Origin of the sequence: Klebsiella sp. BIGb0138 (genome assembly GCF_004342285.1) — a bacterium.
Lineage (GTDB): Bacteria > Pseudomonadota > Gammaproteobacteria > Enterobacterales > Enterobacteriaceae > Klebsiella.
In genome coordinates, this window is sequence record NZ_SMCV01000007.1 from 106755 (window position 1) to 126565 (window position 19811).

Annotated in this window: 23 protein-coding genes; 12 read left to right on the forward strand and 11 right to left on the reverse strand. The window is 56.8% G+C overall.

All coding sequences use genetic code 11. The annotated features are described in order from the left end of the window. Window positions 1-179: 179 nt before the first annotated feature. Together msrA and EDF73_RS16485 are read left to right on the forward strand one after the other, a co-directional pair. Window positions 180-818, forward strand: coding sequence for a peptide-methionine (S)-S-oxide reductase MsrA (gene msrA / locus EDF73_RS16480; protein ID WP_132730171.1), 639 nt, complete (start codon window positions 180-182; stop codon window positions 816-818). Between the two features lie 171 nt (window positions 819-989). Continuing rightward, a complete protein-coding gene (locus EDF73_RS16485; protein WP_132730172.1) occupies window positions 990-2333 on the forward strand; it encodes a hemolysin family protein in 1344 nt (447 codons plus the stop codon). A 73-nt stretch (window positions 2334-2406) separates the two neighbouring features. Here EDF73_RS16485 and EDF73_RS16490 read toward each other — a convergent pair whose 3' ends face one another. After that, complete coding sequence (locus EDF73_RS16490; RefSeq protein WP_004857160.1) at window positions 2407-2613, reverse strand: DUF1107 domain-containing protein; 207 nt, start codon at window positions 2611-2613, stop codon at window positions 2407-2409. Window positions 2614-2931: 318 nt separating this feature from the next. Between EDF73_RS16490 and EDF73_RS16495 the strand changes: the two genes are divergently transcribed. Continuing rightward, window positions 2932-3489: a YtfJ family protein gene (locus EDF73_RS16495; RefSeq protein ID WP_132730173.1), complete on the forward strand. Its 558-nt coding sequence runs from the start codon at window positions 2932-2934 to the stop codon at window positions 3487-3489. Here the strand turns inward: EDF73_RS16495 and cysQ are convergent. Next, the gene (gene cysQ, locus EDF73_RS16500) at window positions 3479-4222 is read right to left on the reverse strand and encodes a 3'(2'),5'-bisphosphate nucleotidase CysQ (RefSeq protein WP_132730174.1); all 744 of its coding nucleotides are present in this window, start codon (window positions 4220-4222) and stop codon (window positions 3479-3481) included. The two genes, EDF73_RS16495 and cysQ, sit on opposite strands and share 11 nt — an antisense overlap. 190 nt (window positions 4223-4412) lie before the next feature. Here cysQ and EDF73_RS16505 point away from each other — a divergent pair, with 190 nt between their 5' ends. Beyond that, the gene (locus tag EDF73_RS16505; RefSeq protein ID WP_132730175.1) at window positions 4413-6356 is read left to right on the forward strand and encodes a bifunctional 2',3'-cyclic-nucleotide 2'-phosphodiesterase/3'-nucleotidase; all 1944 of its coding nucleotides are present in this window, start codon (window positions 4413-4415) and stop codon (window positions 6354-6356) included. A gap of 108 nt (window positions 6357-6464) precedes the next feature. Here EDF73_RS16505 and EDF73_RS16510 read toward each other — a convergent pair whose 3' ends face one another. Continuing rightward, window positions 6465-6851: a helix-turn-helix domain-containing protein gene (locus tag EDF73_RS16510; RefSeq protein WP_132730176.1), complete on the reverse strand. Its 387-nt coding sequence runs from the start codon at window positions 6849-6851 to the stop codon at window positions 6465-6467. Between the two features lie 84 nt (window positions 6852-6935). Between EDF73_RS16510 and EDF73_RS16515 the strand changes: the two genes are divergently transcribed. The 4 genes from EDF73_RS16515 (at window position 6936) to ytfE (ending at window position 10484) form a co-directional block, all read left to right on the forward strand. Beyond that, on the forward strand, window positions 6936-7784 hold the full coding sequence (locus tag EDF73_RS16515; RefSeq protein ID WP_132730177.1) for an SDR family oxidoreductase: 849 nt from the start codon (window positions 6936-6938) through the stop codon (window positions 7782-7784). Window positions 7785-7864: 80 nt separating this feature from the next. Beyond that, window positions 7865-8689, forward strand: a complete 825-nt coding sequence (locus EDF73_RS16520) for an AraC family transcriptional regulator (protein WP_132730178.1) — start codon at window positions 7865-7867, stop codon at window positions 8687-8689. A 75-nt stretch (window positions 8690-8764) separates the two neighbouring features. After that, entirely contained in the window at window positions 8765-9739 is a 975-nt protein-coding gene (locus EDF73_RS16525) for a DMT family transporter (protein ID WP_132730179.1), read from the forward strand. Window positions 9740-9821: 82 nt separating this feature from the next. Next, window positions 9822-10484 carry an iron-sulfur cluster repair protein YtfE gene (ytfE, locus tag EDF73_RS16530; protein WP_132730180.1) on the forward strand — a complete coding sequence of 221 codons (663 nt, stop codon included), beginning with the start codon at window positions 9822-9824 and terminating at the stop codon, window positions 10482-10484. Between the two features lie 117 nt (window positions 10485-10601). On the opposite strand, the gene cycA is transcribed toward ytfE, so the two are convergent. Together cycA and fklB are read right to left on the reverse strand one after the other, a co-directional pair. Continuing rightward, window positions 10602-12005 (reverse strand): D-serine/D-alanine/glycine transporter, encoded by a 1404-nt coding sequence (gene cycA / locus EDF73_RS16535; RefSeq protein WP_132730181.1) that lies wholly within the window; start codon window positions 12003-12005, stop codon window positions 10602-10604. A 306-nt stretch (window positions 12006-12311) separates the two neighbouring features. Further along, complete coding sequence (fklB, locus tag EDF73_RS16540) at window positions 12312-12932, reverse strand: FKBP-type peptidyl-prolyl cis-trans isomerase (RefSeq protein ID WP_015585317.1); 621 nt, start codon at window positions 12930-12932, stop codon at window positions 12312-12314. Between the two features lie 352 nt (window positions 12933-13284). On the opposite strand from fklB, the gene EDF73_RS16545 reads away from it, so the two are divergent. Next, window positions 13285-13953 carry a LysM-like peptidoglycan-binding domain-containing protein gene (locus EDF73_RS16545; RefSeq protein ID WP_132730182.1) on the forward strand — a complete coding sequence of 223 codons (669 nt, stop codon included), beginning with the start codon at window positions 13285-13287 and terminating at the stop codon, window positions 13951-13953. 292 nt (window positions 13954-14245) lie between these two features. On the opposite strand, the gene rplI is transcribed toward EDF73_RS16545, so the two are convergent. The 4 genes from rplI to rpsF are packed head-to-tail and all read right to left on the reverse strand — an operon-like array spanning window position 14246 to window position 15684. Next, on the reverse strand, window positions 14246-14695 hold the full coding sequence (gene rplI / locus EDF73_RS16550; protein ID WP_132730183.1) for a 50S ribosomal protein L9: 450 nt from the start codon (window positions 14693-14695) through the stop codon (window positions 14246-14248). Window positions 14696-14736: 41 nt separating this feature from the next. Continuing rightward, the gene (gene rpsR / locus EDF73_RS16555; RefSeq protein ID WP_000135199.1) at window positions 14737-14964 is read right to left on the reverse strand and encodes a 30S ribosomal protein S18; all 228 of its coding nucleotides are present in this window, start codon (window positions 14962-14964) and stop codon (window positions 14737-14739) included. Between the two features lie 4 nt (window positions 14965-14968). After that, a complete protein-coding gene (priB, locus tag EDF73_RS16560; RefSeq protein ID WP_132730184.1) occupies window positions 14969-15283 on the reverse strand; it encodes a primosomal replication protein N in 315 nt (104 codons plus the stop codon). A gap of 5 nt (window positions 15284-15288) precedes the next feature. After that, the gene (gene rpsF / locus EDF73_RS16565; RefSeq protein ID WP_004098001.1) at window positions 15289-15684 is read right to left on the reverse strand and encodes a 30S ribosomal protein S6; all 396 of its coding nucleotides are present in this window, start codon (window positions 15682-15684) and stop codon (window positions 15289-15291) included. A 347-nt stretch (window positions 15685-16031) separates the two neighbouring features. Between rpsF and EDF73_RS16570 the strand changes: the two genes are divergently transcribed. Next, a complete protein-coding gene (locus tag EDF73_RS16570) occupies window positions 16032-16307 on the forward strand; it encodes a DUF1471 domain-containing protein (RefSeq protein WP_132730185.1) in 276 nt (91 codons plus the stop codon). A 63-nt stretch (window positions 16308-16370) separates the two neighbouring features. Here EDF73_RS16570 and yjfP read toward each other — a convergent pair whose 3' ends face one another. Further along, window positions 16371-17087 carry an esterase gene (yjfP, locus tag EDF73_RS16575; protein WP_132730186.1) on the reverse strand — a complete coding sequence of 239 codons (717 nt, stop codon included), beginning with the start codon at window positions 17085-17087 and terminating at the stop codon, window positions 16371-16373. A 210-nt stretch (window positions 17088-17297) separates the two neighbouring features. Between yjfP and bsmA the strand changes: the two genes are divergently transcribed. Both bsmA and yjfN read left to right on the forward strand, forming a co-directional pair. Then, a complete protein-coding gene (gene bsmA / locus EDF73_RS16580) occupies window positions 17298-17606 on the forward strand; it encodes a biofilm peroxide resistance protein BsmA (RefSeq protein WP_243655227.1) in 309 nt (102 codons plus the stop codon). 141 nt (window positions 17607-17747) lie between these two features. Beyond that, window positions 17748-18023, forward strand: a complete 276-nt coding sequence (gene yjfN, locus EDF73_RS16585) for a DUF1471 family protease activator YjfN (RefSeq protein ID WP_165905733.1) — start codon at window positions 17748-17750, stop codon at window positions 18021-18023. Here the strand turns inward: yjfN and EDF73_RS16590 are convergent. Beyond that, window positions 18014-19651 carry an isovaleryl-CoA dehydrogenase gene (locus tag EDF73_RS16590; protein ID WP_132730189.1) on the reverse strand — a complete coding sequence of 546 codons (1638 nt, stop codon included), beginning with the start codon at window positions 19649-19651 and terminating at the stop codon, window positions 18014-18016. The two genes, yjfN and EDF73_RS16590, sit on opposite strands and share 10 nt — an antisense overlap. Window positions 19652-19811: the final 160 nt, after the last annotated feature.

Here is a 19811-nt window from a genome sequence, read left to right on the forward strand (position 1 = left end):
CAGGAAACGAAAGCGCCGTTCCACGGCTTAACAAAACCCCAACAACTTAGGGTTGAAAAAGTGACGCTAACCCAAATAATTCTTATGTTTAAATCTAGACGTATCGCGCGTGTTTATTGTGTTAAAAGACACGCTTCGTTACAACCTTAACCACGACTTATGTTTTTGAGAGGCCAACCGTGAGTCTATTTGATAAAACGCATCTTGTCGCCCAGGCCGATGCGCTGCCAGGACGCAACACTCCCATGCCGGTGGCAACACTCCACGCTGTCAATGGCCACTCCATGACCAACGTTCCGGCCGGGATGGAAGTTGCGCTGTTCGCCATGGGCTGCTTCTGGGGAGTCGAGCGCCTGTTCTGGCAGCTGCCCGGCGTTTACAGTACCGCCGCAGGCTATACCGGGGGCTACACGCCGAACCCGACCTACCGTGAGGTCTGTTCCGGCGAAACCGGGCATGCCGAAGCCGTACGCGTCGTGTACGATCCGCAGGTCATCAGCTACGATCAGCTGCTGCAGGTATTCTGGGAAAATCACGACCCGGCCCAGGGGATGCAGCAGGGCAATGACCATGGCACCCAGTACCGCTCTGCCATCTATCCGCTGACCCCGGAGCAGGACGAAGCGGCGAAGGCCAGCCTGGCGCGTTTCCAGGCGGCGATGCGCGATGCCAACGACCAGCGCGCGATCACCACCGAAATCGCCACCGCCAAGCCGTTCTACTATGCCGAAGATGACCATCAGCAGTACCTGCACAAAAACCCGTACGGCTACTGCGGTATCGGAGGGATTGGCGTCTGCCTGCCCCCACAGCCATAACAGGGATTATCGTCAGGTGAGTCATTAACGCTCTGGCGGCTTTACAGTCGCTTACGCTATACTACCCTGTGTTATAGCCGGTCCAGTGCCTTCGGACCGGTTTTTTATGTGTTCCACATGAGAGTTATCAACTTCCCTTCCGAGGATCTGGCCTCAACGGCTGGATAAACTATGTTAAATAGTATTTTAGTCATTCTTTGTCTGATTGCCGTCAGTGCGTTTTTTTCGATATCGGAGATCTCACTGGCAGCCTCACGTAAGATCAAACTCAAACTGCTGGCTGATGATGGCAACGTGAACGCTCAACGCGTTCTCAAAATGCAGGAAAACCCGGGCACTTTCTTTACCGTCGTGCAGATCGGCCTCAACGCCGTGGCAATTCTCGGTGGTATCGTCGGTGACGCGGCCTTCTCGCCGGCTTTCCACAGTCTGCTGAGCCAGTACATGTCTGCCGAGCTTTCAGAGCAATTGAGCTTTATCATCTCCTTTACCCTGGTCACCAGCCTGTTCATTCTGTTTGCTGACCTGACTCCGAAACGCATCGGTATGATTGCGCCAGAAGCGGTGGCTTTGCGTATCATCAACCCGATGCGCTTCTGCCTGCTGATCTTCCGCCCGCTGGTGTGGCTGTTCAACGGCATGGCGAACAACATCTTCCGCCTGTTCAAAATACCGATGGTGCGTAAGGACGATATCACTTCCGATGATATTTACGCCGTAGTGGAAGCCGGTGCGCTGGCCGGGGTGCTACGTAAGCAGGAGCATGAGCTGATCGAGAACGTTTTCGAGCTGGAATCACGTACCGTTCCGTCCTCCATGACCTCACGCGAAAATATTATCTGGTTCGATCTGCACGAAGATGAGCAAAGCCTGAAGAACAAGGTAGCGGAGCACCCGCACTCCAAATTCCTGGTCTGTAACGAAGATATCGACCATATCATCGGCTATGTGGACTCTAAAGATCTGCTCAATCGCGTGCTGGCGAATCAAAGCCTGGTGCTGACCGGCGGCGTACAGATTCGCAATACGCTGATTGTTCCCGATACCCTGACGCTATCAGAAGCGCTGGAGAGCTTTAAAACCGCCGGTGAAGACTTCGCGGTGATCATGAACGAATATGCGCTGGTGGTGGGGATTATCACCCTTAACGACGTCATGACGACCCTGATGGGCGATCTGGTCGGCCAGGGGCTGGAAGAGCAGATCGTCGCGCGTGATGAAAACTCGTGGCTGATTGACGGCGGTACGCCGATTGACGACGTCATGCGCGTGCTGGATATCGACGAATTCCCGCAGTCCGGCAACTACGAGACCATCGGCGGTTTTATGATGTTTATGCTGCGTAAGATCCCGAAACGCACCGATGCGGTGAAATTCTCGGGCTACAAGTTCGAGGTGGTGGATATCGATAACTACCGTATCGACCAGCTGCTGGTGACGCGCATCGATAACAAACCAACGGTGCTGGTACCGAAGCAGCCGGGTGCCGCGGAAGATGAGCAAGGCGTGGCATAACGCTCAACGCTAAAAACACTAACGGCTCCCATCAGGAGCCGTTTTTTTACCGCATAGCTATATCACTTTCAGGTTAAGCCATCTCCGTTTGCAGACGCAAAACCTGACGATTGACTTCAGACATCACAGACAAATGCTGCTTGTCTTTGACCTTCGGGATAAGGATTTTGCCCTTATCAAACTCAAAAGCGCCAACGTCCTTGATATATAACCGTCCACGGAACAGGATCTTCACGTACTTCGCTACTTGTAGCGGATTGTAGCGTTGGAAAATTTTCATTGTTGTCTCCTGCCAGGGTTACGCTCTTGTGGTACCACATCCGGACCACGATTCGGGAGCGCAAATTTTAATGCCCTGAAACTATAGTCCAGAACTTCTGTAATACCCAGCATGCATAAGTTTATTTACCTTTTGATGACAATAATTAAGAACTTTCTTTTCAAACATACGTAGAAGCTAGTATAAGTCGCCGATTTCCTTCGATTATGTGCGTTAACACGCAAACTGGCACCCTGATTGCGTGTAATGCCGGTAAATCGCATTTATGCTTAAGCAAGACCAAGTGGTCGGATCACCTGCATAAAATAAGGACCCATCATGACCCTACGTAACCTACTGGCGGCTTCATGTCTGCTGTTGCCGCTGATGGCCTCAGCGCATAATTTTGTCGACGGCCAGCGCGTCGCGCCGGTTGGCATTGCCGACCGGGGAGAATTAATTCTGGATAATGATAAGTTTAGCTATAAAAACTGGAATAGCTCACAGCTGGCGGGAAAAGTACGCGTAGTGCAGCACATCGCCGGACGCACCTCGGCCAAAGAGAAAAACGCCACCCTGATAGAGGCGATCAAAGCCGCGAAATTACCGCACGATCGCTATCAGACCACCACCATCGTCAATACCGATGATGCCATCCCGGGTTCCGGGGTATTTGTGCGCAGCAGCATTGAAAACAACAAGCAGCTCTACCCGTGGTCGCAGTTTATTGTCGACAGCAACGGTGTGGCCCGCAAAGCCTGGGATCTGCAGGAAGAGAGCTCAGCCATTGTGGTACTGGATAAGGATGGACGCGTCCAGTGGGCGAAAGACGGGGCGCTCACCCAAGGGGAAGTGCAGCAGGTCGTCGCGCTGCTGCACAAGCTGCTTAGTAAATAGAGACCCGGAAGCCGGGGTTAAGGAACGATTCACGCGGCGTATAGTCCAGACTCCGCCCCTGCCAGTCATGAACGTGCGCCCCGGCGGCGACCGCAACGGCGTGGCCGGCGGCGGTATCCCAGGTACTGGTCGGCCCGAAGCGCGGGTAGAGCTGGGCCTGGCCTTCCGCCACCAGGCAGAATTTCAGCGACGAACCGATCGACGTCGTCTGGTGCTCGCCGATCTGTTGCAGATACTCCTCCAGCTCCGGATCGTTGCCGTGAGAGCGGCTGATCACCACCAGCGGCGGCCGGGCATCACGCACCTGAATCTGCTTACGCACCCCGCATTCGTCCTTCCACGCCTTGCCGCCTTCCGCGCTGTACAGCACCTTTAACACCGGCGCGTACACCACGCCCAGAACGGGTTTCCCTTGTTCAATCAACGCAATATTGACGGTAAATTCACCGTTACGTTTAATAAATTCTTTGGTGCCGTCCAGCGGGTCCACCAGCCAGTAGCGCTGCCAGTGCTGACGGACTTCCCATTCGGGAGGATCTTCTTCAGACAGCACCGGGATGTCGGGCGTCAGCGCCTGCAGGCCGCTCATAATCACTTTGTGTGCGGCGATATCCGCCGCGGTCACCGGAGAATCATCCTTCTTACTGGCCACCTCCAGCGGTTGCTTACCATCATAGACGTCCATGATGGCATCCCCTGCGGCTCGTGCCAGCTGACATACTTGTTCTAACATTCTCCACCTCGTCTGGTTACAGTGGCGTTAACTCGTTGTTTTAGTTATATCGCATCGCTGCGAGTTCCGCTATCTGTGATAGCGATGGCGGTTTCACAACTCATTTTTCTGGCATGATTCACACTTCTGTAAGCAACAGAATGTACATACATTTCCTTCTGTGCCATTGCTCATAAAAAGGACGCCTCTGATGATTAAGTTTAGCGCAACGTTACTGGCCACGCTGATCGCGGCCAGCGTGAATGCCGCGACGGTCGATTTGCGGATCATGGAAACCACCGATCTACATAGCAACATGATGGATTTCGACTATTACAAAGACGCCGCAACGGAAAAATTCGGCCTCGTGCGTACCGCCACGCTGATTGAAAAAGCCCGCCAGCAAGCCAAAAACAGCGTGCTGGTCGACAACGGCGACGTCATTCAGGGGAGCCCGCTGGGCGACTATATGGCGGCCAAAGGGCTCAAAAGCGGCGATGTGCACCCGGTGTATAAAGCGATGAACACCCTCGACTACGCGGTGGGCAACCTCGGTAACCACGAGTTCAACTACGGTCTCGATTTTCTGCACAAAGCGCTGGCCGGGGCGAAATTCCCCTACGTAAACGCCAATATTATCGATGCTAAAACCGGCAAACCGATGTTTACGCCGTACCTGATCAAAGAGACGATGGTAAAGGATAACGACGGCAAAACGCAGACGCTGCGCATCGGCTACATCGGGTTTGTGCCGCCGCAAATTATGACCTGGGATAAAGCCAATCTCAGCGGCAAAGTCACCGTCAACGACATTACGCAAACCGCCCGTCAGTACGTGCCGCAAATGCGCGAGGAAGGGGCCGATATCGTGGTGGTGGTCGCCCACTCCGGCCTTTCCGCTGACCCCTACCAGGCCATGGCGGAAAACTCAGTTTACTATTTAAGCCAGGTGCCGGGCGTGGATGCCATCATGTTTGGCCACGCGCATGCGGTGTTCCCGGGGAAAGATTTCGCCGACATTAAAGGCGCGGATATCGACAAAGGGACCCTTAACGGCGTTCCGGCCGTGATGCCCGGCATGTGGGGCGACCATCTCGGCATCGTCGATCTGGTACTGAACAACGATGGCGGAAAGTGGCAGGTCACCGGGGCCAAAGCCGAGGCGCGCCCGATCTATGACGCGGTAGCGAAGAAATCGCTGGCGGCGGAAGATACGCGGATGGTGCAGGTGCTGAAAGCCGACCATGAGGCCACCCGCGAGTTCGTCAGCCAGCCCATCGGCCAATCTTCAGACAACATGTATAGCTACCTGGCGCTGGTCCAGGACGACCCCACCGTGCAGGTGGTGAACATGGCGCAGAAGGCCTATGTTGAACACTTTATCCAGGGCGATCCGGATCTGGCGAAGCTGCCGGTGCTTTCCGCCGCCGCGCCGTTTAAAGTCGGCGGCCGTAAAAACGACCCGGCCAGCTTCGTTGAGGTGGAAAAAGGCCAGCTCACCTTCCGCAATGCCGCCGACCTGTATCTCTATCCCAACACCCTGGTGGTGGTGAAGGTCAGCGGTAAAGAGGTCAAGGAGTGGCTGGAGTGCTCCGCGGGGCAGTTTAATCAGATTGACCCTGAGAGCAGCAAACCGCAGTCCTTAATCAACTGGGACGGTTTCCGCACCTATAACTTTGATGTGATTGACGGGGTGAACTACCAGATTGATGTCAGCCAGCCGGCGCGCTACGACGGCGAATGCCAGATGATTCACCCGCAGGCGGAGCGGATTAAGGAACTGACCTTTAACGGCCAACCGATCGATCCTCAGGCCACCTTCCTCGTCGCCACCAATAACTACCGCGCCTACGGCGGTAAATTTGCCGGTACCGGCGATAGCCACATTGCTTTCGCCTCCCCGGACGAGAACCGCTCGGTGCTGGCGGCGTGGATCGGCGCGGAGTCGAAAAAAGCGGGCGCGATCCACCCGGCGGCCGACAACAACTGGCGGCTGGCCCCTATTCATAGCACAGCGCCGCTGGATATCCGCTTTGAGACCTCCCCGGGTGAAAAAGCGGCGGCGTTTATCAAAGAGAAAGCGCGGTATCCGATGCATCAGGTCGCCACCGATGATATCGGCTTCGCGATTTACCAGCTGGATTTGAGTAAATAACGAATTGCATTCCCCGCTCGCGCTGCGCTTCGCGGGGCTACAAAGCAGGAGTCCAACGCGCGGCGACAGGCCGGAGCAGGTACTGCCGCCGCGATCCGGCTTCTCGCGTCAGGCGACAGCCTGCTCGTGGTTCGCCAGAATCACGGGCAGATTCAGTTCAATCCAGTCGGCCAACGCCGCAACTTTCTCACTCACCTGCTCACCGAGCGGGGTCAGACTATACTCTACGTGCGGCGGCACCACCGGATACGCAACCCGGTTGATAAAGCCGTCCTGCTCCAGCGCCTGCAGCGACTGTGCCAGCATCTTTTCACTGACGCCGCCCATCTTGCGGCGTAAATCGCTGAAGCGGTGGGTTCCCGTACGCAGCGCGATCAGGATTAACACTCCCCAGCGGCTGGTCACATGTTTCAGCACGTCCCGTGATGGGCACTCTTCCGCAAACAGATTGCCATCGCGCATCTGTTCGCTCAGCGTCGGATTCGCCATTTTCATACTTACCTTTTTGTACGTACTTACTAAAAGTTAGCTAAGGTGTTAGCTTACCACAACTGCCACTCGACACGAAGGAGAATACTGATGATCGCTATTACCGGCGCGACCGGCCAGCTTGGCCACCTCGTCCTGCAGCATCTGTTAGAAACTGTCCCCGCCAGCCAGATTGTGGCGATTGTGCGTAATCCGGCAAAAGCCGAAGCGCTGAGCCAGCAGGGTGCGATCGTCCGCCAGGCCGATTACACTGACGAAGCGGCATTCACCGCGGCGCTACAGGGCGTCGACAAGCTCCTGCTGATCTCTTCCAGCGAAGTGGGCCAGCGGGCAGCGCAGCATCGTAACGTGATTAACGCCGCCAAAGCCGCCGGGGTGAAATTTATTGCCTACACCAGCCTGCTGCACGCCGATAAGTCGCCGCTAGGCCTGCACGTTGAGCATGTGGAAACCGAGCGAATGCTCGCCGACTCCGGCATTCCTTATGCTCTGCTGCGTAACGGCTGGTACACCGAGAACTATCTCGCCAGCGCCCCGCCGGCGCTTGAGCATGGCGTGTTTATCGGTGCCGCCGGTGACGGCAAAATCGCCTCGGCGACCCGCGCCGATTATGCCCAGGCCGCCGCCCGCGTCGTCGCGGAAGAGGGTCACGCCGGGAAGGTCTATGAGCTGGCCGGTGACGAGGCCTGGACGCTCAGCGAGCTGGCCGCCGAGCTAAGCAAGCAGAGCGGTAAAAACGTGGTCTATCAGAACCTCAGCGAAGCCGACTTCGCCGCGGCGTTGAAGGACGTTGGCCTGCCGGCTGGGCTGGCGGATATGCTCGCCGACTCGGATATCGGCGCGTCTAAAGGCGGTCTGTTTGACGACAGCCGTACCCTGAGCGCGCTGATTGGCCGCCCGACGACGCCGCTGGCTGAGAGCATCAAAGGCATCCTGTAACAGTTGCAAAAAGGTTAATTTTTGTAGCATCCCGGCGGGTCATCCCCAATAATGACAGGATGTCCGTCGGGAGTAATTTGATGCAGGGCGTACCGGAACAGTTCCACGATGAAAGAGACAGCGCGCGTTTTCGCCATCTGGCGCAGGTGCCCGGCGTTGAGCTGTATCATGCCCATATTTCCCGCTACGCCTTCGAACCGCATACCCATGAAGCCTTCGGTATTGGCGCGATAGAACTGGGGGCCGAGCGTTTTCGCTATCGCGGCAGCCTGCACGTGGCTGCGGCGAACTCCATCGTCACGATGAACCCGGACGAGCTGCACACCGGCGAAGCGGCCACCGCCGACGGCTGGCGCTATCGTATGGTCTATCTCGATCCCCGGATGCTGGAAGAGGTGACCGGCGTACGCCATTGGTGGTTCAGCGAAGTGGTACGACAGGATCCGCAGCGCTCGCAGCAGCTCTGCGGGCTTATTTATGGCCTCTGGCACACCGACGATCCGCTGGCCCAGCAGGGCCTGCTGCTCGATGTGATTGATACCTTCCGTCCGCTGGCGCACCACGCCCCCGTCCAGGCGGAAGCGGCTCACCGCTTTGAACGCGTGCGCGACTATCTGCACGACAACTATATGCGGGCAATTTCCCTCGATGAGCTGGCGCAGGTTGTCGCCCTGAGTCCATACCATTTTCAACGCCAGTTTAAGGCCCATTTCCACGTTACTCCCCACCAGATGCTGATGGCCATTCGTCTGTGGCGGGCGAAAGCGTTTCTCACCCACGGCATGCCCGCCGCCGAAGTCGCCGCGGCGACCGGCCTCACCGACCAGTCGCATCTGACCCGCGCCTTTACCCGCCGCTACGGCATCACCCCGGTGCGCTATCAAAAGCAGGTCGCCCGGCGCTAATGCGCAACCTCATACAATATTCCCGGCGTCGCCTCTTCTACACTTTCGCCAACGGAAACGAGTGTGGATGGCGTGATGATTAGTGGCGTGTTGTATGCCCTGCTGGCAGGGCTGATGTGGGGACTGATTTTCGTCGGCCCCTTGCTGGTGCCGGAATACCCGGCGCTACTGCAATCGATGGGACGCTATCTGGCGCTGGGACTGATCGCCCTGCCCCTGGCGTGGCTTGGCCGCGCGCGACTGCGGCAGCTTTCCGGGCGAGACTGGCGGACGGCGCTCGGGCTGACCATGATGGGCAACCTGATCTATTACGTGTGCCTCGCCAGCGCCATCCAGCGCACCGGCGCGCCGGTCTCCACCATGATTATCGGTACCCTGCCGGTGGTGCTGCCGGTGATGGCGAACCTGCTCTACAGTCAGCGCGACGGTAAACTGCCGTGGCGACGGCTGTTTCCGGCGCTGACCTGCATCGCCATCGGCCTGCTGTGCGTTAATATTGCCGAGCTTCGCCAGGGCCTGCCCAATTTTACGCTCTGGCGTTACTTTTCCGGCATTAGCCTGGCGCTGATCTCGGTAGCCTGCTGGGCGTGGTACGCCCTGCGTAATGCCCGCTGGCTGCGGGAGAACCCGGACAAACACCCGATGATGTGGGCGACGGCGCAGGCGCTGGTCACCCTCCCGGTGTCGCTGGCGGGCTACCTGGTGGCCTGCGGGTGGCTACATAGCCAGCAGGTCGACTTCCCCTTACCGTTTGGCCCACGCCCGGCGGTCTTCGTGACGCTGATGCTGGCGATTGCGGTCCTTTGCTCCTGGGTGGGCGCGCTGTGCTGGAACATCGCCAGTCAGAAACTCCCCACAGTGATCCTCGGGCCGCTTATCGTTTTCGAAACGCTGGCAGGCCTGCTGTATACCTTCCTGCTGCGCCACAGCATGCCGCCGCTGCTGACGCTCAGCGGTATCCTGCTGCTGGTCCTCGGCGTGGTCTCCGCGGTGCGCTCACGACCAGAAAAACCGCTGCTGCTGGAGCGGGTCTGCGACCACAAAAAATAGCCTGGTATCCGAAAGGGGTATTTCCTTGCCAATAAGATGCATTTAAAATACATCTTATATTCTTCAAGACGAGGTATTCGCTATGGCTTTTCGTGACCAACCTTTAGGCGAGCTGGCGCTGACGATCCCCCGCGCCTCCGCGTTGTTCCGTAAATATGATATGGACTACTGCTGCGGCGGTAAACAGACGCTGGATCGTGCCGCATCGCGTAAGGAGCTGGACGTCGCGGTGATTGAAGCCGAGCTAGCCAGACTGGCGGAAGAGCCGGTCGAAAAGGACTGGCGCGTCGTGCCGTATGCGGAAATCATCGATCACATCATCGCTCGTTATCACGACCGCCACCGCGAGCAGTTGCCGGAGCTGATCCTGCAGGCGACCAAAGTTGAGCGCGTGCATGCCGGCAAAGCAGGCGTGCCGGCCGGCTTAACCAAATACCTGACCATGCTGCACCAGGAGCTCTCCAGCCATATGATGAAAGAGGAGCAGATCTTGTTCCCGATGATCAAACAGGGCATGGGCACCCACGCCGCCGGGCCCATCAGCGTCATGGAAGGCGAACACGACGAAGCGGGTGAACTGCTGGAAGTGATTAAGCATGTCACCAACAATGTGACGCCGCCGGCGGAAGCCTGCACCACGTGGAAAGCGATGTACAACGGCATTAACGAACTGATCGACGACCTGATGGAACACATCAGTCTGGAAAACAACGTTCTGTTCCCGCGTGCCCTCGCGGGAAAATAAATAAAAAAAAGGCGCCCGCAGGGCGCCCTCGATATTGTCAGTCTTATTGGCCACTTCGGTGGCCCTTTTTATGACGGGCCGTTGCAAACAACGTTAAACATCTCTCCCGAAGATTTTTTATTGCGCCAGACGTTTCTTACCGGCGAGGAACCAGCCCGCCGCCAGCAAAATGAACCACAGCGGCGTGACGATCAGCGCTTCGCGCGTATCGCTTTCCAGGGTCAGCAGCACCAGAACGAAGACGAAGAACGCCATACAGACCCAGCACATCAGTTTACCCAGCGGCATCTTATATTTGGACTGCTCATGCAGATGCGGACGCTTTTTGCGGTAGACCAGGTACGAGCAGAGAATAATGGTCCAGACGAACATAAACAGAATGGCCGAGACCGTGGTAATCATGGTGAACGCCGCAATCACGCTCGGATTAACCATCAACATCACCACGCCGCCCAGCAGGCACATGCAGGAGAAGGTCAGTCCTTTCGCCGGTACCGCTCGTTTCGACAGTTTGGCGAACATCGACGGCGCCTGACCATCCTGCGCCAGACCGAACAGCATACGGCTGGTCGAGAACACGCCGCTGTTGGCGGAAGAGGCGGCCGAAGTCAGCACCACAAAGTTAATCAGGCTGGCGGCAGCCGGCAGGCCAACCAGTACGAACAGCTCGACGAACGGGCTTTTGCTCGGCACCACGGAGCTCCACGGCGTCACGGACATAATCACGATCAGCGCGAAGACGTAGAACATAATAATGCGCAGCGGGATAGAGTTAATCGCGCGCGGCAGGGATTTCTCCGGATCTTTGGTCTCCGCGGCGGTGGTCCCCACCAGCTCAATCCCGACGAATGCAAAGACCGCGATCTGGAAACCGGCAAAGAACCCGCTGATGCCTTTCGGGAACCAGCCGCCGTCATTCCACAGATGAGCGAAGGAAGCCTCGACGCCGGTCGGCGATTTGAAGTGCATCAACACCATCACCAGGCCGACGACAATCAGCGCCACGATAGCGACAATTTTGATCATCGCGAACCAGAATTCCATTTCACCAAACATTTTTACGGTGGCGAGGTTAAGGCTCAGCAGCAGCAGGATCACCGCCAGCGAGGCCACCCAGTCGGAAAGCCCGGGAAACCAGAACTGGGCGTAGGCGGTAATCGCCACCACGTCAGCCATCCCGGTCACCACCCAGCAGAACCAGTAGGTCCAGCCGGTAAAATATCCCGCCCACGGCCCCAGCAGATCGGCGGCGAAGTCGCTGAATGATTTATATTCCAGGTTCGACAGCAGCAATTCGCCCATCGCACGCATGACGAAAAACAGCATAAAGCCGATGATCATATAAACAAAAATAATGGATGGCCCGGCGAGGCTGATGGTTTTGCCGGAGCCCATAAATAGCCCGGTACCGATGGCGCCACCGATAGCAATAAGCTGAATATGCCGGTTCGTGAGATTTCGCCGTAGCGATTGTTCAGTCGGAGCCTGCTCTTCGGCAGCGACTTTGACCTGATCTACCATGTGATTTTCTTCCTGTTGTACCTGTCTGTGTTGTTCAGGCTCTGATGGCCCGTCATCTGTCATAACCCCGGAAAAGGGTTTATCGATATTAGGTAAGAATCGGAGGGATGAATACTATGATTTAGATATAATGTTAATTTTATGTTTAAAGTGAGTGTTATATCACTCCGGTTGCGCGAAACAGTTCACAAAAATACACCCAAAAAGCAGATATGCAATATAAAATTCCATCAAATTCTTGAGTTAAGGATTTTGCGCTACTTTTAGTCGCTTCCTCCCCCTTCAGGGAGAGGAAGCATCTGCTGATTAGATAATATCCAGCAGTTCAACTTCAAAAATCAGGGTGCTGAACGGAGGAATAGACGCCCCCGCGCCACGCTCGCCATAAGCCAGATTGTGCGGAATCGTCAGTTCCCATTTGGAACCTACCGGCATCAGGGTCAGCGCTTCAATCCAGCCGCCGATCACCCCGGTAACCGGGAATTCAGCCGGCTCGCCGCGGGCGACGGAGCTGTCAAATACGGTACCGTCAATCAGCTTACCGGTATAGTGCACACGTACGCGGTCGGTACGCGCCGGGATAGCGCCCTCACCCTGAGTCAGGACGCGGAACTGCAGGCCGGATTCGGTGCTGTTTACGCCTTCACGTTCGCGGTTTTCATCGAGGTATTTCTGCCCATCGGCCGCCATTTCCTGGAAACGCTCGCGGCGTACCGCATCGGCACGTTCGTGGATCTCACGCAGCGCGCGATGAACGGCTTCCACCGGCACCTGCGGCTGGTTACCTTCCAGCGCATCGGCAATGCCGGCAACCAGTGCTTCAGGCAGCAGCCCCTGCAGGCCGGATTCGCTCAGCTGTTGTCCAACCTGCAAGCCGATACCGTAACTTGCCTGCGCTTCAATAGTGTCAAAAGTCGGGGTTGCCATCTTCTTTCCTTATTTATCGGGGGAAAATTTCATACTCGCAGGATTTTGAATGGCCGAAGCGGGCAGGTTCATGGATTCCCGACAACCTGAGTCACGATGTGACCGCAGGCTGCGGGCGCAGCCTGCGCTCCAGCGACTCGAAAGACGACGAGTATAAAGTGGTGGGCAGCATATCAGCCATCGTCCGACGGGTAAAACTTTGTCGCAGAGATGATGACAAATCTGAGGGAAACAGAAACAATAGGAGATATCAGGTTAACCTCACGAAACATATCTTTGTCTCGGCCATCAGGAAGTTAGCCATCTATACTCTACGGAGCAGGATAAAAATATGCGGAGCAGGAGGAAAGCCATGCCCGGGCGCTTTGACATCACATCTACCCTGGCGAAGATCTGGCACGCCCCGGATCAGATTCGCATTATGGATCCGCTGCCGCCGATGCATCGCCGGGGCATTATTGCCGGCGCCTTGCTGGTGATTATCGGCATACTGCTCCCGTCTGAGGATAGCGGCAGCCCGGCGCAGAGCGCGCGTGAGGCTAACCTTGACCTGCAATCGCAGTCCCAGCCGTCATCCTCATCCCAGCAGGCCATGCCGCTGCCGCCCATTACCACCACGCCGACGGTCAATGATGCCGATCAGATGGCGCCGGTGGCGCCGGAGCCCGTCCAGGACGAGCCGGTGGAACAGAGCCAGAGCCAGGCCTACTCGCAACCGCAGCAGCAACAGCAGCAACAATCGACTCCGGGTATTGAACAACAGTGGCGCACTTACCGCATCGAAGCCGGCAAAACGCTGGCTCAGCTGTTCCGCGATCATAACCTGCCGCCGACCGACGTGTATGCCATGGCGCAGGTGGAAGGCCCCGGTAAGCCTTTAAGCTCGCTGCAAACCGGGCAAACGGTGCAGATTCGCCAGAATGCGAACGGCGTAGTCACCGGCCTGACGATCGATACCGGCGGCGGGCAGCAGGTGCTGTTCACCCGTCAGTCAAACGGCAGCTTTATCCGCGCGCGATAGCCCGCCACATAACCCACGGCCAATGCCGGGTATCTCGCCCGGCCTGGCGGGACAGATTCATCCCCTCGCCTCCCTGCCCTCTGCGCATCCGTACGCCGCCCGTCGACCAGCGGATGTGTGACATCGCGACGCCAACGCGCGCTTTGAGCATGATGTTTTTACCGCCAGAGGCTTATCCGCCGTCGGCAACAGGGCGTGGCAACAGCGATTTTTCGGCAAGGTGCAAAGCGGGGAATGCAGAAAAGCAAAACGCCGGCACAAGGCCGGCGTCTCGACGCGAACGGAGTAAAAATTACTCAGCTACAACGTTAACAACCAGTTTCGCGAAGACTTCGCTGTGAACCTGGAAGTCCACTTCGTGCTCACCGGTGGTGCGCAGAACGCCGTTCGGCAGACGAACTTCGCTCTTAGCGACGGCAACGCCAGCTGCAGTTACAGCGTCAGCGATGTCGCGGGTACCGATGGAACCGAACAGTTTACCTTCGTCGCCAGCTTTAGACGCGATGGTAACGGTGCCCAGTGCGTTGATTGCTTCAGCACGTGCGTTAGCAGCGGCCAGAACGTCAGCCAGTTTGGCTTCCAGTTCAGCACGGCGTGCTTCGAAGAATTCAACGTTTTTCTTGGTAGCAGGAACAGCTTTGCCCTGTGGTACCAGGAAGTTACGAGCATAGCCCGCTTTAACGTTAACCTGATCACCCAGGCTACCGAGGTTTGCTACTTTATCAAGCAGAATAACTTGCATTACCTTATCCTCTCAAAGTCGTATTAATGGACCGTGACCGATTACTGATGACGATCAGTGTACGGCAGCAGGGACAGGTAGCGAGCGCGTTTGATAGCGCGTGCCAGCTGACGCTGATATTTTGCACGGGTACCGGTGATACGGCTCGGGACAATCTTACCGCTTTCGGTGATGTAGTTTTTCAGCGTAGCGATATCTTTATAGTCGATCTCTTGAACGCCTTCCGCGGTGAAACGGCAGAACTTGCGACGACGGAAATAACGTGCCATATGGCTAGTCTCCAGAATCTATCAATTCAATCTGCTCGGCATGCAGAACCATTTTGCTCAAGCCGTTCTTTGCCTTGTGGCAAGAAATGAACCCTCGAACGGTTACTGCGCTACCGACCGTTATACTGTGAGTAATGGCCTGGTTCTGCTGTCCGCTAATAATAACGGGCATCTGACACCACGCCTGCCGGTGAAAACCGGCTTCCTCCTGCACTGAACGATGCTCAAGCACGAACTGGCAGTGTGGAATTCCTGACGGGCTGACCTTACGAAGTGGAGTCCTGCATACAATGCCGGACAGCTCCAGACGGTTGGTCATCAGGATTACTCTTCAGAATCCCCAGCTTCAGAATCATCTGCGGTTTCGTTAGCGAAATCTTCGCGACGCTCACGGCGCTCGTCTTTCGCTTTAACCATCGGAGATGCTTCGGTAACAGCGTGCTTAGTACGCATTACCATGCTGCGGATAACGGCGTCGTTGAAGCGGAAGTTAGTTTCCAGCTCATCGATCGCTTCCTGCGGAGCTTCAACGTTCAGCAGAACGTAGTGAGCTTTGTGCAGTTTGTTGATCGGGTAAGCCAGCTGACGGCGGCCCCAGTCTTCCAGACGGTGGATCGTACCTTCTGCTGCAGTGATTGCACCAGTGTAACGTTCGATCATACCCGGAACCTGTTCGCTCTGGTCAGGATGGACCATAAAAACGATTTCGTAATGACGCATCGAATTGCTCCTTACGGATTATTCAGCCTCCTGTCTGGGTCAGCCGCGGCCCATGGAGGCAAGGAACGTGTTAAAGGGCGGCCGAAAAATTGACGCGTCATTCTACTTTCGCCGCCCTGGGAAGACAAGCGAATTGCGCAAATAATTCGCACTAACCGCTAAGTCGCGCTAAGTCAGTGATTTAAAATTAATCAACGACAGCAGCGACACTTTTTTGAACAACTTCATCAGAAATGGTCGCGATGCACCCGCCAGGCAGCGATTACACTTAGATCAACACTATCGATAACCGAAGAGGAGCCTGAGTTAACGCCAGAATGGCCGGCTGAACGTAAGGAGCGTAGAGTATGAAATACATCATCATTGCCGTTATGGCTGCGCTTTTATTGAGCGCCAACGCGCTCGCAGCCATCAAGATCGATGGGCGCCAGGCACGAAACATGGACGATGTGCAGAGCCTGGGCGTGATCTATATCAACCATAACATGGCGACTGAACAAGAAGCCGATCAGGCGCTGAGTCAGCAAAGCGACGCTGAAGGCGCGAAATATTTCCAACCGATCCTGATTCACGAGCCGCAAAGCAACGGCGCGATCCACGCCAGCGCCGTGATTTATCGCTAACGGTCGCGTTTCCCGGCGCCTCCTGAGCGGGGCGCCCGCCTCGCGCGGCGTAAAACGTCGCGTTTACAGATGCTGCTGGAAGAAAGTCACCGTCGTCGCCAGTGCTTCCGGCGTGATCCGGTGGCGAACGCCTTTCTGCCAGACGCAGGTCAGGTTGTTCGCCAGCGCGTTTTGCCGCAGCGCCTGCTGCAGCCGGAACGTCTCTGCCGCTGGCACCACATCGTCCTCATCCCCATGCCACAGCAATAATGGCCGCTCGGCAAGCGTGCTGAGCTGCTCACTGACATCCCATTCCGCCAGCTGTTCGGCGCCGACCGCAGGCGAAGGAAACAGGCTCTGCGAGAGGTGCGTAAAGTAGCCGGAGCCCATCAGACAGGCCACGCTTTTCAGCTGCGGATGATGGGTCATGATCCCCAGCGCCGTCATTCCGCCCATCGATGCCCCCGCCACCGCCAGACGATCGCCGTCCACCCAGCCCTGCTGGATAGTGGCTGCACGCAGCGCAGGAAACTCGGCAAAATTTTGCAGCAAAATCGGCCAGAAGCGCTGCATCCGCCCGCGCTCATCGCCGTCGTAACGGGCGCCATGCTCCGCCGCATCGGGCATAATCACGCGAAATCCCGCTTCCGCCAACGCGACGGCAAAATAGCTGTAAACCATCTTCGACGAGGTAAATCCGTGATAAAAGATGATGCAGGGCAACGGTTTATCCAGCGCATTCTGCGGACAGGCGTGCAGGACTTCGCCCCCCGCGAGGCGACGTATCTCGAGTGCAATCATTGATCATCTCCTTTCACTTTAGTGCTGGTATGCCATGGGCTAACATATTCCGCAAGCAAATAGGTCCCCCCATGATTCATAATGTTGAGAACTCGGTTACGCTTTCACGATATTTTCATTCGAAAATCGCGTCAGAGATAACACTTCGGGAACATTCCCCGGAAATGAGATTCAGGCTACCACTACACTATGACTATCAGGAAACGAGATATGGTTATGCGCAGGTTAACACCGTGGTTTCTGGCTATCGCGTTAAGCGGTTGTAGTGTCCTGCAGGGGACGCCAGAAGCACCGCCATCCGCGACCGATCATCCGCAAGAGATTCACCGTAACCAGACGAACGGGCTACAGAAAATGGGGACGGTGAGCGTGTTGATGTACGGTTCGCCAATGGATGTCGAAGCGGCGTTGAAAACCAAAGCAGAAGCGGCGAAAGCGGATTACTACGTCATCGTCATGATTGATGACACCCTGGTTCCCGGCCAGTGGTATTCGCAGGCGATTCTGTACCGTAAATAACGGTACACGGTCTTTAAGTCAGCTTTACACTGCTTTGCGTCCATTCACGTTCTCCTGTGCATAATAACGTTCGGCCAGCCAACCTGGCAGGACGTTAGCAACGGACTGCCCTCGGGACTACGTGAAATGGAGCTGACGACGATGAAACGATCTTTTAACTTACCAGGCCTGCTGCTAACCGCAGCGACGGCAAACACTTCTGCACAGTCAGCGGAATTCGCCAGTGCGGATTGCGTCACCGGTCTCAATGAAATCGGCCTGATTTCCGTCAATAATATTGCCGGCAGTCCGCAGGACGTTGAGCACGCCATCGCCGTCAAGGCCGATGAGCAGGGCGCGTCGTGGTATCGCATCGTCCAGATGTACGAGGAACAGCAGCCGGATAACTGGCGGGTACAGGCCATTCTCTACGCCTGAGGCGCCTGGCGCCCACGGCCCATGGCACGCAGCAGCAGATCGTCCAGCGTCGGCGCATCCAGGCGCATACCGCCGCGGGTGTCGAGCATCATGCGACACCAGGCTTCGGCCAGCGGCGGCGACGCGTAGCGCAGCACCTGCGCGCCGACGCCAAGCATATACACCCGTCGCGTAATTTCTCTGCCCAGCTCTTCCGCGGGCCGCCGCAGCAGCTGCTGGAGCTGTCGCCACGTACGGTCGAAATGCCGGTTGCGCCCTTTCACCTCCGCACACTCCGCCGCCAGCAGCTCCAGCGCCGCCGGATGTTTACTCAGCACCCGCATCACGTCCAGACACATAATATTGCCGGACCCTTCCCAGATGCTGTTGACCGGCATCTCGCGATACAGACGCGGCAGTTCGCTCTCCTCGCAATAGCCGATACCGCCCAGCACCTCCATCGCCTCAGCGACAAACGGAATGGCGGATTTGCAGATCGCAAACTTCGCCGCGGGGGTAAACAGGCGGGCCCACAGCGCCTCTTTGACATCATCGCGGCGATCCCACGCCCGCGCCAGGCGAAACAAAAAGGCGGTCTGCCCTTCAAGACGTAGCGCCATCTGCCCCAGCACCTGGCGCATCATCGGTTGATCGACCAGATTCTTACCGAAGACCTGCCGCTGTAGCGCATGATAGAGCGCCACGGAATAGCCGCGGCGCATCAGGGCGTGACTGCCCAATGCGCAGTCGAAGCGGGTCAGGCCGCCCATCTTCAGGATCTGCCGAACCCCGTCCCCCTCTTCGCCCACCAGCCAGCCGCAGGCCTCAAAGAACTCTACTTCACTGCTGGCATTGGAGCGGTTACCGAGCTTATCTTTCAACCGTTCAAGGTGCAGCGCATTGCGCTGGCCGTCAGGGAGAAGGCGCGGGACAAAAAAGCAGGAGAGACCGGCCGGCGCCTGCGCCAGCACGAGGTGCGCATCGCTTTGCGGCACCGAGAAAAACCACTTATGACCGACCAGATGATAACAGCCTTCGGCGGTTTTTTCCGCCCGGGTGGTGTTAATCAGCACGTCGGAGCCCCCCTGTTTTTCCGTCATCCCCATGCCGATCAGTAGCCCGCGCTTCTGATTCCCTGGCGCAAGGTGCGGATCGTAGCGATCGCTTAGCAACGGCGGCAGCCAGTCGCTGAACGGTTTGGGCAGCGAGCGCTGCAAGAGCGGCGTAGCGGCAAAAGTCATGGTTATTGGACACAGGGTGCCGGCCTCCACCTGCGCATGCAGCATAAAGCGGGCCGCGCGGGCGACAAAAGCTCCCGCCCGCGCCTCATCCTGCCAGGCGAGATTATGCACCCGATTTGCGCACAGACCCTGCATCAGCAGATGCCAGGCGGGATGAAAGCGCACATCATCCAGCCGGGTCCCGGTCGCATCGTAGCGCAGCAGTTCCGGCGGGTTGCTGTTCGCCAGCCTCCCCAGCTCCAGCGATTCCGCCGTCCCCAGCTGCTGGCCGATACTGGCCAGCAAATCGCTATCCCAGCCCGCCCCTTCCCGCGTCACCGCCTCTCGCAGCGCGCTATCAGAGAGGAACAAATTGCTGTTCATCAGCGGCGCAGGCTGATTGAACACGGTATGCGTTTGCCAGTCCATGTTGTCTCCTTCCGTCATTGGCATTGCTATTCAGTATGGCTACCCTTCTCCGACCTCGCCCGCGAATCCGGTCACAAAAAAACCGCTCTCCCTCCGTGAAGCCCATCACAGGCATAAGAATTTTAAATTTTATGATCTGAAATGTATGGAATAATTTATT

Excerpts from the sequence above, each read along its gene's own strand:
- EDF73_RS16485 (WP_132730172.1), top strand. The coding sequence starts at position 990 with ATGTTAAATAGTATTTTAGTCATTCTTTGTCTGATTGCCGTCAGTGCG.
- EDF73_RS16490 (WP_004857160.1), bottom strand. The coding sequence starts at position 2,613 with ATGAAAATTTTCCAACGCTACAATCCGCTACAAGTAGCGAAGTACGTG.
- EDF73_RS16495 (WP_132730173.1), top strand. The coding sequence starts at position 2,932 with ATGACCCTACGTAACCTACTGGCGGCTTCATGTCTGCTGTTGCCGCTG.
- cysQ (WP_132730174.1), bottom strand. The coding sequence starts at position 4,222 with ATGTTAGAACAAGTATGTCAGCTGGCACGAGCCGCAGGGGATGCCATC.
- EDF73_RS16505 (WP_132730175.1), top strand. The coding sequence starts at position 4,413 with ATGATTAAGTTTAGCGCAACGTTACTGGCCACGCTGATCGCGGCCAGC.
- EDF73_RS16510 (WP_132730176.1), bottom strand. The coding sequence starts at position 6,851 with ATGAAAATGGCGAATCCGACGCTGAGCGAACAGATGCGCGATGGCAAT.
- EDF73_RS16515 (WP_132730177.1), top strand. The coding sequence starts at position 6,936 with ATGATCGCTATTACCGGCGCGACCGGCCAGCTTGGCCACCTCGTCCTG.
- EDF73_RS16520 (WP_132730178.1), top strand. The coding sequence starts at position 7,865 with ATGCAGGGCGTACCGGAACAGTTCCACGATGAAAGAGACAGCGCGCGT.
- EDF73_RS16525 (WP_132730179.1), top strand. The coding sequence starts at position 8,765 with ATGATTAGTGGCGTGTTGTATGCCCTGCTGGCAGGGCTGATGTGGGGA.
- ytfE (WP_132730180.1), top strand. The coding sequence starts at position 9,822 with ATGGCTTTTCGTGACCAACCTTTAGGCGAGCTGGCGCTGACGATCCCC.
- cycA (WP_132730181.1), bottom strand. The coding sequence starts at position 12,005 with ATGGTAGATCAGGTCAAAGTCGCTGCCGAAGAGCAGGCTCCGACTGAA.
- fklB (WP_015585317.1), bottom strand. The coding sequence starts at position 12,932 with ATGGCAACCCCGACTTTTGACACTATTGAAGCGCAGGCAAGTTACGGT.
- EDF73_RS16545 (WP_132730182.1), top strand. The coding sequence starts at position 13,285 with ATGCCCGGGCGCTTTGACATCACATCTACCCTGGCGAAGATCTGGCAC.
- rplI (WP_132730183.1), bottom strand. The coding sequence starts at position 14,695 with ATGCAAGTTATTCTGCTTGATAAAGTAGCAAACCTCGGTAGCCTGGGT.
- rpsR (WP_000135199.1), bottom strand. The coding sequence starts at position 14,964 with ATGGCACGTTATTTCCGTCGTCGCAAGTTCTGCCGTTTCACCGCGGAA.
- priB (WP_132730184.1), bottom strand. The coding sequence starts at position 15,283 with ATGACCAACCGTCTGGAGCTGTCCGGCATTGTATGCAGGACTCCACTT.
- rpsF (WP_004098001.1), bottom strand. The coding sequence starts at position 15,684 with ATGCGTCATTACGAAATCGTTTTTATGGTCCATCCTGACCAGAGCGAA.
- EDF73_RS16570 (WP_132730185.1), top strand. The coding sequence starts at position 16,032 with ATGAAATACATCATCATTGCCGTTATGGCTGCGCTTTTATTGAGCGCC.
- yjfP (WP_132730186.1), bottom strand. The coding sequence starts at position 17,087 with ATGATTGCACTCGAGATACGTCGCCTCGCGGGGGGCGAAGTCCTGCAC.
- bsmA (WP_243655227.1), top strand. The coding sequence starts at position 17,298 with ATGGTTATGCGCAGGTTAACACCGTGGTTTCTGGCTATCGCGTTAAGC.
- yjfN (WP_165905733.1), top strand. The coding sequence starts at position 17,748 with ATGAAACGATCTTTTAACTTACCAGGCCTGCTGCTAACCGCAGCGACG.
- EDF73_RS16590 (WP_132730189.1), bottom strand. The coding sequence starts at position 19,651 with ATGGACTGGCAAACGCATACCGTGTTCAATCAGCCTGCGCCGCTGATG.